Below are 11701 nucleotides of genomic sequence, written 5' to 3'. Positions count from 1 at the left end.
CTTACACTGAGTCGGCCATTCTCTTCATCAGGTAAATCTTATGACCGATTTTTCACCACGACTCAGTCGCATCGCCACCATCAGCCATGGTTTTGGTAATAAATCTGCTTTATTACCTGACTGCCTTAAGCCCTATCAGGCATCTCAAGCGAATAAGAAACAGGTTCATGGTATCCAAATTGTTGATGTGACAGAGGCTGGGCAAGCGTGTGGGGAAGCCGATGGCCTCTATACCACACAGACGGGTATTCTATTGTCGGTGCTCACGGCTGATTGCTTACCGATTATTTTCAGCCAGCGTCATGGAAAAGGGGTAGCCGTAGTACATGCTGGGTGGCGCGGGTTATTAGAGGGTATCGTTTTACAGATGGTTGAACGTATTTCCCGTGATGACAACCCGATCAACTGGGTTGCCGCCATCGGGCCTGCGGCACGCTCTTGCTGTTATGAAGTCAATGAAGAACTGGTCGAACGGTTTATTAATGAATTACCGCTGGCAAAACATATTATCTCACCCCGGTTTCGCCACCTAAATTTAGCTGCCATTGCTGAGCACCAATTACGTAACGCCGGGATCCAACAAATTGACCGGGTTGGCAGTTGTACTATTTGCACTACATATACTATTTGCACTACATATACTATTTGTACGACCACACAACAATCAGAGAGTGAACACCTACCTCAATTTAAATACACCAGTTTCCGTCGAACCAGTCAACAGCAAGCCATTGACCCTACTCACCCAGGAATTAAAGGCCGTAACCAATATTCGGGAGTGGTCATCTTGCCTTAAAAAAGGTGACTGCCTGCGGCGATTGGCTGATAGGGTTTCCCCAAACATGAAAAAACCCGCACAAGGGCGGGTTTTTACAGCAAACGCTGATTAGATTGCAGTAACGTTTACTGCAGACGGACCTTTCTGACCGTCTTGGATTTCGAACTCTACGTTCTGGCCTTCAGCCAAGGTTTTGAAGCCATTACCTTGGATTGCAGAGAAGTGTACAAACACATCTTTGCTACCATCTGCTGGAGTGATGAAACCGAAGCCTTTAGACTCGTTGAACCACTTAACTTGACCTTTGATCTTTGCCATCTTGAGTATTTCCTTTGGATTGTTTAACTCGCCCGTAGGCGTTTACATAGACAAACTAGAGTCGTTACTGCTTGAGGCACTAAGATAAGGATCGGCAGAGAAGCGGTATTCAACGCTAACGTCTTTACTCAGAACTTCTTTACTGAAAATGCCACACATATACAGAACTGTACCTCGTTTTACCCATATGCGTTATCACATACTCTGTATTCGATGGCAAGCCATTTTTAATCAAGGATGAACCTGTCGCACATATTTGAAACGGTTGGTCATAAAGAGTGCGTGAATATGCTAAAATTTGTTGAAGGTCATCGTATTTTCTGCTCTATTTTTTTATACTGTCACATCCCCCCTACTTTACTGGCTTTTAACATTTTAGCTAACTCTCTTTATAATACCGATCACTTACTTCCGCTTTGGTTTTCATCCTTTGAGCCAAGCAAAAAATCAGTTAAGTATAAAATTTATTAGCATTATATATATAATAATTGAATATAACCCGACACCTGTAACAGTATCTCATCACCGCATGGACGGTGCCCTTATGAGGCCAGTTCGCCAGGACTAACCCCTTACTTAACCTCAGGTTATTGCTTTATGATTAATAAGCTTCACTCGCATGACAGATTCAATAATAGGATATTTATTAGTATCAGCCTGAGTAGAGCAATAGCCCATTCTTCATGCAAGCTAAAGAGAAAAAACGCGATCAGGAAAATATTAAATTAAATATGAGCCGCCACGAACATCACGTGATTATTGGTTTATTATCGTCGTGCCCAAAACAAGTGCAATAAACCATTCTCCCCTTCGCATACTGCACCAGAGAAGTGCGAAAGCAGACCTTATATGTTGCATAAATATACAGGTTATCAGCGGTTACTAATCACTCAATAACGGGGAAACATAAGCCCATTCTCTGCTAATTTATGCAAAAAAACAGAAGTAAGATATTTATCAAAATTTCTTATACATAACTTTATCGACTCTGCTAGATAGTTTAAATCTCTATATTCCCCCCTCGTTACAGAACCGTTTAAGTTAAAGGTTTCTCCCTCTGATAAATTTCCAATAATCCATTTTCCAACTTTCACTTTGTTAAGTATATAGATTGATTGATGCCCAACAATCTTATTTCCCCTTATCTGCATCAGAGATAGACATTATGAATTATAAGGATATTATCAACTCCTACATTCTTAGCGGGATGTTTCTTTTACCCACACCATTCGCATTGGCTGGCACCCCCTTCGTCGGTGTCTCCAAGGGGCAGGAATCCCCTCAACCCACAGCAGAAGGTAACGGTAACCTATGGCAGCGTCTGATGCGCAATATCTCTTTGGCCTGGGACTCATCTAATCAGGAGCTTTATATCCCGGTAAATACCTGGCATAACCGTTGGACCTACGATGATGAAAAGATAGCCTCATACAACGAGAGACCATGGGGTATCGGGTACGGTAAGTACCGCTATGATGAAGATAACAATTGGCATTCTGTCTACGCGATGGCATTTATGGATTCGCACAATAGAGTCGAACCTATTCTGGGTTATGGCTATCAGAAGATGTGGATACCAGGGAACATGGAGGGGTGGCGCTTTGGGGTGGGTTTTACGGCCAGTATTACTGCACGCTATGAATATCGTTATATTCCCCTTCCGTTACCTTTGCCTCTTATTTCAATTGAATATAATAGATTATCCCTACAAACCACCTATATTCCCGGCACTTATAATAATGGGAATGTGTTGTTTACCTGGATTCGCTGGCAATTTTAATTGACGATATTATTTAACTAAAAAAAACAGCATATAACCATAATATGAAAATGGTTATATGCTTGATTGAGGGCTAATTCAGTTGTGTTGATGAACTATAAAGATGCAATATCCCCAACCTCTTGAACAAATACATTAGAAAAATTTATTTATAGCTATTTTATTTGAACGACCCAAAATAATCTGGCTGATGTCCGATAACAATAAAGTACAACAATCGAACAATCACTATCTATATAAGCTCAAGCCGCCCCCTTCCAGGCGCGGCGTTTTACTGCTCTGCTAATCAGGAAGCATTAGAGACTATTCACCGTTTTTTGACATTTACGCCGAGTAAGCACAAAACCACACCGAAGTAACGCTACCCATACTGGTATCATCAATACAGAGACCCGGATCCCTTCGGTGAGATACATGATGACGAGAATCAATGCGAGGAAAACCAGGCACAGATAATTGCCGTAGGGGTACCATAGCGCTTTGAAGCGAGGCACAACGCCCTCTTTAACTTTAGCCGAGCGGAACTTCAGATGCGCCAGGCAAATCATCACCCAGTTGATTACCAGTGTTGAAACCACCAACGCCATGAGTAATTCAAAGGCTTTACCGGGCATAATATAGTTAATCACCACACCGGCTGAAGTCGCTAATGCTGAAAGTGCAATTGAACGGATGGGTACACCACGCTTATTTAGCTTGGTCAACACCTTAGGCGCATTCCCCTGAGATGCCAGCCCAAAAAGCATACGACTGTTACAATACACACCACTGTTATACACCGACAGGGCGGCAGTCAAGACAACCACATTCAATGCTGTTGCCACCCAAGGGCTATCTAACGCATCGAAAATCATCACGAAAGGGCTGCTCCCTTCAACGACGTTGTTCCACGGGAAAAGAGACAGGAGTACCGTCAGTGAGCCAATATAAAAAATAAGAATGCGATAAACGACCTGATTAGTCGCTTTAGGAATGCTATTACGTGGATCTTCGGCTTCTGCTGCAGTAATACCTACCATCTCCAGACCGCCAAAGGAGAACATGATAACCGCCATCGCCATGATCAAACCACTAAAGCCATGGGGCATAAAACCACCCTGCGCCCAGAGATTCGTCACCGAGGCTTCTGGCCCACCAGATCCCGATGCCAGTAGATAAGCACCGAACAAAATCATACCGATAATTGCAGCAACTTTAATGATGGCAAACCAAAACTCCGTTTCGCCATACATACGTACGTTAACTAAGTTGATAGCGTTGATTATGAAAAAGAATATTGCTGCTGAAACCCATGTTGGTATCTCAGGCCACCAATATTGAATATAGATACCTACCGCGGTCAATTCAGCCATACCGACCAGAATAAACATGGCCCAATAGTTCCAGCCCGATAAAAAACCAGCAAAATCGCCCCAATACTTATAGGCGAAGTGGCTAAATGAGCCAGCAACAGGCTCTTCGACAACCATTTCACCTAATTGACGCATAATCAGAAAAGCAATAAAACCGCCTATTGCATACCCCAATATTGCTGAAGGGCCGGCCATATTTATTGTTTGGGCAATCCCGAGAAACAACCCGGTTCCGATTGCGCCACCCAAAGCTATCAGCTGAATATGTCTATTTTTTAAACCGCGTTTTAATGATGAGTTCTGTAACTGCTGTTCCATCCTATCCTCTATTGCACTGATTACGCACTGGTGTGAATAAACAGCGCATTTCATAAATGAGTCTGCGGCGGTTTTTTTAACACTTAAACCCGCCAGCATCAAGGATAAAGGCTTGTTTGATGGCTGAGGTACAAACACACATACACTTACGTGATTTAACGCACACAACGGTTTGATGAAATATCATATCGTCTGCCCAATAGATAAATCATAATTATGGTAATAATGCTGATACTCCACATAACTTACTCAAATTACGTGCGCCAATCATCAGTGTCGCTACATACGACTGACGCCGGGTGACAACTTCAACAGCAACACGGTTATTTTTGTAGCGAACAAGATAAGTGGATGCCCAGCCCTGACGCCGTTCTCCGTATGACTTTTGATGGTGATCAATTGCCGCGTGGGCAATAACCAGATGAGATAAATTTAAGTCGCCTTTAATAATACGCTTCATCATCAACTCCACGAAAACAGTAAGAGGAGCTCTTACTGATAGCGGCTTCCTGTCAGTACGATACAAGCGAGATATTCACGCTTACTGAGAATTCTCGGCCATGACAGACTACACTTCCTGACTGAGCAGATAACAGATCATCGCCGCGCGTAGCGGACTTTGGCTATAAGCCTGCCATTCCCCCTGAGGATTGGTAATACGGGCATTCCACTGATTATTGTCATCAGTTTCAGGATAAAAGAGACCAATTTTATTGGCATAGATGATAGGCCATGCATCGGAGGGGTTTTTGCAGTAGTCCTTACCTTTAATACCACCGTAAGGATACCATTTGTCAGGGTCTTCACCGGTAAGCAGCGCAATGCTTCGGTTCACTTCACTATCACTTTCTTCATACCATTTAATCATAAGAACCCCCGTTGACCTGAAAAGTTCTGGTTACATTACGGTGAGAAGAAGACAGATTTATGACAATCTGGATTCATGACAATCTGGTGGCTTTCTTTTACCTTGAGCAAGAACTGATGAAGAGCTATGTAAGGAAAAGGTTAGGAGATTGGCGGTATCTGGCCACCAGTGAAGAAAAGGCACCCCAATGATGATGCGCTTACATTTGTCATAGCCAACAAAAATGTAGGCAACATGCTGACACTGCCCGTTGGTAGTGTCAGCATCGGGACAAATTTATCGCTCTGGAATAAAGCCTTTGAAATCGAGAGGAGAAACTGTATCACTGTCGATCTGCCCGTTACTGGCACCCGTGGCATTTTCCAGTAATGCAGTAAGCAATTCTGTCTGACGTTTTTGCTGCTCGGCAATTTCTCGCAATAACCGAACCTGCTCATTGGCCCGCACACTCGCTCGGCTCAAAAAAAACCAAACGATCAAGAAGAAAAGAACGGTAATTAGCGATAACACGATTGAGGCGACACCAAACGCGCCTATAGTTGTATCCAACATTGACAGCCCTATTACATATGCATGGTGAAGGCACTATCTTATCACCCTGCCCGCAACAAAGGTGAATCAGAAAAAGAGGATTGTGCGGATGGTTAAAAAAACCAACGAAAACAATCACTCGTGGTTATGCTGATTCATTGGTTTGGCGTTGCTGCGTCTTCGTCACGCTTATTCACCTGAATCACTGAGCCTTCGTCAGCAATTCAACGGAGACGTGCTATTGATGACAGCGAATGGCTTTAGCTATTGGGTATAAATAGAGGCATCGGTTCCCCCTTACCAGGGAACAATCGTAGTAATAGCACAAATGCCGGTTGAGAAAGTCCCTCCCTGATCGCAGTAACTATCGAGAGCTAATAGATAAAACAAGCAACAAGCGGCAATGATCACAACCGTTGTAACAAGTTTCGTTATGTTCAAATCAGGCACCCTTATTTATCATTTTTTAAATTATACTGTAACCAACATCAACCATTTATAACCAAAGTGTCCGTATAGAAAATAGTCTAGCAACAACATTTTTACGACGGTATGGCGTGTTAAACCTATATACCACATTTAGGATTTTTACCATTCACTAACTCAGTGTCATAAATTAAACTGTTGAGTATATTCTCTTAAAAAGAGATGTAACTTATTCTCTGGAGCAACAACATGAGTTTATTCAGATTGTTTTTAGTGGTGGCGATCATATACCTAGGACTGCTATTTTCTGGCTACGGCGTACTGATTGGCAGTGAAAAAAACGCCGTTGGTTTAGGTTTACAGTGCAAATATCTCACTGCCAGAAATATCGCCACCGCTCAGTATATAAATGGTGAGAATGGTATCCTAGGTATCAGCAGTTGCCCATTAGTAAAAAAAATCGGCAACAATGTATTTGAATGATTCATCGGCTGATTGAACGCGATCAATTCGCTCTCTTTTCAGCCATTTGACTATCATACTTTCATACTTCACAGCACAATATTGTCTTATCGAGCACACTATTTTTGTGTAAATTTCAGATCAATCAGTGCGATGGCCTTCTCGATTGCTCTTTTGGTCACTGGATCTGCCCCCGCTGGGTGTGTTGAGAAATCGATAGTCTTGAGTTGATGCGACATTTTATTACGTACTTCGGTAGGCGCTATGATATCGATAACATCAAGAATCTGTTTGATGACCAGTTGGCAAGCGACCAGATCAGAGACTAATTCTTGGTCAGTAGTTAACATTTCAGACATGGAAAAAACCTTAAAAATAGTAGTAATATTGAATAATAATATCATGACTATTTACAAATTTCTTTAGTCTGTCGATTGCTATCCCATGGAGGCATTATACAGCGGCACCGGCGAATTTATATGCAATATAAAAAACCAGGCTTGATGGCTATCAATTACCTGGTTCTGGGGAAAGCGACTGTATGAATACCGATCACAATATTCCTGATCTCATAGTTCATCACCTCCTGAGCTCTTACCTTTATGAAATACCATTACTGGCATTTTTAAAAAAATGGTTACACCAACAACCGCTATCAGAGTCATAATCACTGTTATCAACATGCGATCACCTCATCATTCTTAATCTCTATTTTTCCAAACTCAGCCTTTTCTCCATGGAAACATGATGGCACTTCCCCTTTACTATGGCACCTGAAAACTCTTTTGCCAAATCCCGGCCAAAAAGTCTTTACCGCACATTTTATATGATTCAGGAGAGTTCAGTGTTTTATGTTGTTCGATTCAACTTGTGTATACTGCAACACTCCCAACCAGAAAAACAGACTAAATAATGTCACAAGAAAATCATCTCGCGTTAGTCTGCGCCCTCAGTAAATGGGTCGAAACCCATCTGGGTCGGGTCATCTATCTTGAAGAGTTAGCGGCATATTCAGGTTATTCGCTCTGGCATATGCAAAAAATATTTAAAGATGTCACTGGCGTGTCACTGGGTAAGTACATCCGGGAGAGGCGATTAGCAGGCGCTGTTTATCAGCTAAGAAGTAGTGATAGCACTATTTTTGATATCGCTTTAGATTTTGGCTTTGGTTCACAATCACACTTTACGTATATGTTTAGAAAGCATTACGGCATCACTCCGTATGACTTCAGACAAAACACAGATATTGGCCTTAATATAGCATTGCCTTTACATGCTATTCATCAAAAACAGGCCTGATAACTTCTTGTTATCGCTATTCATCGCTAATGCAGCAAGTGCCTGTAATGCACAAAATAGCCACCCTGAGAATAAAACTCTCAGTCCTCTTTATAACAGTTCTGCACATCAATAAGTTGTGTGTCATTACGTTGGTGGTCCGCCATATATGTCATAACAAACATCACACTAACCACAATAAGTGCTGCCGAAAGTAAACCAATCAACGCGATGACTTTATTATCATCAAACAAACTCGTCTCCACATATCCTCCTTAATATCTTCGTCCCATCATATTAGCCACAAGATTACAATCAAGGTAGTTGCAATCAGCAAACATGATGCAGTAAATAAAACCACTAATGCAAATTGCGCATCATCAATTCCCGCTGCATAATCACCTTTTCGAATAATATCTCGTTGTTTTTTCAAATAAATACCTACATTAGCTACCATCCTGATGAAAAAGTCGCGTCTTTTACTGGACATATTATTGTCAACGACAGCCTGGAATGATATCCAAAAATGATCCTGTCTTACTCTGCGCTATAGATCAAGTCCGTCTATTGTAAAGTTAAGAAAGCCAGATAAATACATTAATATAAGTTAAGTATTTTATCGATATTGCTTATTTTAAGTAACAGCCGCTTATTCTAATCCGAGAACCAGAGGATTCTTTTGGGCAGAAAGCACCCAACACCAAAGCTCAAACAATGAACATCGGTCGATATTTCGCCAAATTCAACACCTATTCCTGTGGATAAGATTTTCTTCATTTATTAGCGCGGGTAAAATAAATGCTATTAAGAACCATTTGTATTTATAATGCTTCAAACTGATTTATCGGACATGTGTGCCGATCTTTTCTTCTGTAATAAGGATGTCTAATGCTCCGCCGTTTTTTCTCTTATTACGCCCCGTATAAAGGGCTTTTCTTCCTGGATTTTGGTTGTGCAATTCTAGCCGGGCTCTTAGAACTCAGCTTCCCAATGGCGGTAAAGCTGTTTATCGATAAGCTGCTTCCCAATCAGGACTGGGTGATGATTGTATGGGCTGCGGCTGGGCTACTACTGATTTATCTGCTGAATACGGTACTGATGGCCATTGTCAATTATTGGGGACATGCGCTCGGTGTCGGTATCGAAACAGACATGCGCCGTCAAGCATTCAATCACTTACAAAAACTGTCATTTAGCTATTATGACAATATAAAAACAGGTCATATCATCACCCATGTTACCAAAGATCTTGAAGAAGTCGGCGAGGTTGCCCACCACGGGCCAGAAGACCTCTTCATTGCCGTCATGACCTTTATTGGTGCCTTTATCTTGATGGCCACCGTTCATTTACCACTGGCGATGGTCACTATCATCATTGTGCCGTTTATGACCTATCTGGTTACCCGTTATGGTTCAAAAATGACGGATACCTGGCGCAAACTGTTTGGTCAGGTGGGTAATTTTAATACCCGTATCGAAGAGAGCATTGGTGGTATTCGCGTGGTGAAAGCCTTTGCGAATGAATCCCACGAAGAGAAACTCTTTGCCAAAGATAACGAAAATTACCGGACGACCAAGCTGCGTGCCTATCGGATAATGACCACCAGCATGACCATGAGCTATCTCAGCACCCGTTTGGTGCAATTAATCGTGATGGTAGTTGGCACCTGGTATGTGATCCACGATCAACTGAGCTACGGCGGTTTTGTTGGTTTTCTGCTATTAGTCGAAGTATTCTTCCGCCCTGTAGAGAAAATAACGTCAGTACTGGAAAGTTACCCTAAAGGAATTGCTGGCTTTAAGCGATTCACCCAGTTGATTGATACTTTACCTGATATTGTCGATCAACCAAATGCACGTCCAGTTGGTCACCTCCGTGGGGATATCAGCTACCAACATGTCTGCTTTGGTTATTCGTCCCAAGCGCCCATTTTCACTGATTTAAATCTGCAAATTCATGCGGGTGAAACCATCGCGTTCGTCGGGCCATCCGGGGCAGGTAAAACCACGTTATGCTCATTGCTCCCTCGATTCTATGAGCTAAATGCAGGTGCTATTACTATTGATGGTATTGATATCCGAGAGATGACACAGCAGTCTTTACGCAACAATATTGGTATTGTTCAGCAGGATGTCTTTTTATTCGGCGGATCCATCCGAGAGAACATTGCCTACGGTAAGCTGAATGCCAGTGATGACGAAATCATGGTTGCCGCACAACGGGCACGTTTGGATGAGTTAATCAGTTCTCTGCCCGAGGGGCTAGATACCCTCGTCGGTGAACGCGGGGTAAAATTATCTGGCGGACAAAAACAGCGTCTTTCCATTGCGCGTATTTTCCTGAAGAATCCGCCCATTCTGATTTTGGATGAGGCAACATCAGCGCTGGACACCGCTACCGAGCAAGCTATTCAACTGGCGCTAACAGAATTATCTCAAGGCAGAACCACACTAGTCATTGCACACCGCTTAGCCACAATTCAAAATGCTGATCGTATTATTGTGGTCGATAAAGGAGGGATTGTTGAACAAGGGGATCACCACGAATTACTGGCACGTCAAGGTGCCTACGCAATATTACACCATGCTCAGTTCAGTGCGGCCTGATACTCAGTAAAAACCCACCCGTTAACGACTCCGGGTGGTAAACTGAAGAAAAATTCAGCCGAAGCCATTCCATCGCGGGCTTAAATAGGGTACAAGGACGCCATGAAAATTCCAAAACGAATCCAACCGCTGGTTGATGACGGCTTGGTTGACGAAGTCATCCGTCGTTTGAAAAGTGGCAAAGAAGCTGATGTGTATGTTGTCCGTTGCGGGTCAGACATACGCTGCGCTAAAGTTTATAAAGAAGCAGAGAACCGCAGTTTCAAACAAGCGGTTCAATATCAAGAAGGGCGTAAGGTCCGTAACAGCCGTGATGCCCGGGCAATGGCTAAAGGCTCTAAATTTGGCCGCAAACAGCAAGAGGAAACCTGGCAAACTGCCGAGGTAGATGCGCTGTTCCTGTTAGCTAATGCCGGAGTGCGTGTTCCACAGCCTTACACCTGTCTTGATGGCGTTTTACTGATGGAGTTGGTCACTGATGAAGATGGCCTGGCGGCCCCCAGACTCAGTGACGTGCCGTTATCTAAAGAGCAGGCCCTGGCTGACCATGAAGTCATGATCCAATACGTGGTACGGATGTTATGCGCAGGTCTGGTACACGGCGATCTTTCAGAATTTAATGTGTTAATGGATAAAGATGGCCCGGTTATTATCGATCTGCCGCAGGCGGTTAATGCGGCCGCCAATAACCATGCTAAAGCCATGCTTGAGCGGGATGTTGCCAATATGACCCACTATTATGGTCAATATGCCCCCGAATTACTTAATCGCAAGTATGCCAAGGAGATGTGGGCGCTCTATGAAGACGGTAAACTTCATCCAGATACACCTCTCACTGGGGACTTTGTAGAAAGTACTCAGGCAGCGGATGTCGATGCTGTATTAGATGAAATTAAAGCCGTCATTGCCGAAGAACAAGAACGTCTGCGCGAGGCTCAAGAGCACAACAACTAAATAAGTTGGATCCTCTAGGTAAGTTAGAC

The 11701-nt window shown here is 43.0% G+C and carries 15 protein-coding genes; 6 read left to right on the top strand and 9 right to left on the bottom strand.

The genetic code is table 11. The features are described from left to right. The first annotated feature begins 40 nt into the window (after positions 1 to 40). Complete coding sequence (gene pgeF / locus AC971_RS02315; RefSeq protein ID WP_025383520.1) at positions 41 to 796, top strand: peptidoglycan editing factor PgeF; 756 nt, start codon at positions 41 to 43, stop codon at positions 794 to 796. Positions 797 to 886: 90 nt separating this feature from the next. Here the strand turns inward: pgeF and cspE are convergent, their stop codons facing one another. Next, positions 887 to 1096 carry a transcription antiterminator/RNA stability regulator CspE gene (gene cspE, locus AC971_RS02310; RefSeq protein ID WP_002221949.1) on the bottom strand — a complete coding sequence of 70 codons (210 nt, stop codon included), beginning with the start codon at positions 1094 to 1096 and terminating at the stop codon, positions 887 to 889. 42 nt (positions 1097 to 1138) lie between these two features. Then, positions 1139 to 1255 carry a DUF2627 domain-containing protein gene (locus AC971_RS21650; protein ID WP_002211058.1) on the bottom strand — a complete coding sequence of 39 codons (117 nt, stop codon included), beginning with the start codon at positions 1253 to 1255 and terminating at the stop codon, positions 1139 to 1141. A 1006-nt stretch (positions 1256 to 2261) separates the two neighbouring features. On the opposite strand from AC971_RS21650, the gene pagP reads away from it, so the two are divergent. After that, entirely contained in the window at positions 2262 to 2876 is a 615-nt protein-coding gene (gene pagP / locus AC971_RS02305) for a lipid IV(A) palmitoyltransferase PagP (RefSeq protein ID WP_025383519.1), read from the top strand. 296 nt (positions 2877 to 3172) lie between these two features. Here the strand turns inward: pagP and AC971_RS02300 are convergent, their stop codons facing one another. From AC971_RS02300 to mgrB, 5 genes are all read right to left on the bottom strand, one after another. Further along, positions 3173 to 4546 carry an amino acid permease gene (locus tag AC971_RS02300; protein ID WP_025383518.1) on the bottom strand — a complete coding sequence of 458 codons (1374 nt, stop codon included), beginning with the start codon at positions 4544 to 4546 and terminating at the stop codon, positions 3173 to 3175. A gap of 214 nt (positions 4547 to 4760) precedes the next feature. Next, positions 4761 to 5006, bottom strand: a complete 246-nt coding sequence (locus tag AC971_RS02295; RefSeq protein ID WP_025383517.1) for a DUF4060 family protein — start codon at positions 5004 to 5006, stop codon at positions 4761 to 4763. 108 nt (positions 5007 to 5114) lie between these two features. Continuing rightward, positions 5115 to 5414 (bottom strand): phage protein NinX family protein, encoded by a 300-nt coding sequence (locus AC971_RS02290; protein WP_025383516.1) that lies wholly within the window; start codon positions 5412 to 5414, stop codon positions 5115 to 5117. A gap of 276 nt (positions 5415 to 5690) precedes the next feature. Continuing rightward, complete coding sequence (locus AC971_RS02285) at positions 5691 to 5966, bottom strand: YebO family protein (protein WP_025383515.1); 276 nt, start codon at positions 5964 to 5966, stop codon at positions 5691 to 5693. A 276-nt stretch (positions 5967 to 6242) separates the two neighbouring features. Next, the gene (gene mgrB / locus AC971_RS22575) at positions 6243 to 6386 is read right to left on the bottom strand and encodes a PhoP/PhoQ regulatory lipoprotein MgrB (protein ID WP_002430101.1); all 144 of its coding nucleotides are present in this window, start codon (positions 6384 to 6386) and stop codon (positions 6243 to 6245) included. A 234-nt stretch (positions 6387 to 6620) separates the two neighbouring features. Here mgrB and AC971_RS02280 point away from each other — a divergent pair, with 234 nt between their 5' ends. Further along, positions 6621 to 6854 (top strand): YobH family protein, encoded by a 234-nt coding sequence (locus AC971_RS02280; protein ID WP_025383514.1) that lies wholly within the window; start codon positions 6621 to 6623, stop codon positions 6852 to 6854. 98 nt (positions 6855 to 6952) lie between these two features. On the opposite strand, the gene AC971_RS02275 is transcribed toward AC971_RS02280, so the two are convergent. Further along, the gene (locus tag AC971_RS02275) at positions 6953 to 7192 is read right to left on the bottom strand and encodes a DUF2766 family protein (protein ID WP_025383513.1); all 240 of its coding nucleotides are present in this window, start codon (positions 7190 to 7192) and stop codon (positions 6953 to 6955) included. A 553-nt stretch (positions 7193 to 7745) separates the two neighbouring features. On the opposite strand from AC971_RS02275, the gene AC971_RS02265 reads away from it, so the two are divergent. Then, on the top strand, positions 7746 to 8132 hold the full coding sequence (locus AC971_RS02265) for a helix-turn-helix domain-containing protein (RefSeq protein WP_025383511.1): 387 nt from the start codon (positions 7746 to 7748) through the stop codon (positions 8130 to 8132). 80 nt (positions 8133 to 8212) lie between these two features. Here AC971_RS02265 and AC971_RS02260 read toward each other — a convergent pair whose 3' ends face one another. After that, positions 8213 to 8377 carry a hypothetical protein gene (locus AC971_RS02260; protein ID WP_025383510.1) on the bottom strand — a complete coding sequence of 55 codons (165 nt, stop codon included), beginning with the start codon at positions 8375 to 8377 and terminating at the stop codon, positions 8213 to 8215. A 622-nt stretch (positions 8378 to 8999) separates the two neighbouring features. On the opposite strand from AC971_RS02260, the gene AC971_RS02255 reads away from it, so the two are divergent. Further along, on the top strand, positions 9000 to 10718 hold the full coding sequence (locus tag AC971_RS02255) for an ABC transporter ATP-binding protein (RefSeq protein ID WP_025383509.1): 1719 nt from the start codon (positions 9000 to 9002) through the stop codon (positions 10716 to 10718). A 102-nt stretch (positions 10719 to 10820) separates the two neighbouring features. Beyond that, complete coding sequence (locus AC971_RS02250) at positions 10821 to 11672, top strand: PA4780 family RIO1-like protein kinase (RefSeq protein WP_025383508.1); 852 nt, start codon at positions 10821 to 10823, stop codon at positions 11670 to 11672. Positions 11673 to 11701: the final 29 nt, after the last annotated feature.

It is taken from the genome of Yersinia similis (genome assembly GCF_001053095.1).
GTDB classification, from domain to species: domain Bacteria; phylum Pseudomonadota; class Gammaproteobacteria; order Enterobacterales; family Enterobacteriaceae; genus Yersinia; species Yersinia similis.
This window is presented reverse-complemented; position numbering and strand designations above follow the sequence as displayed.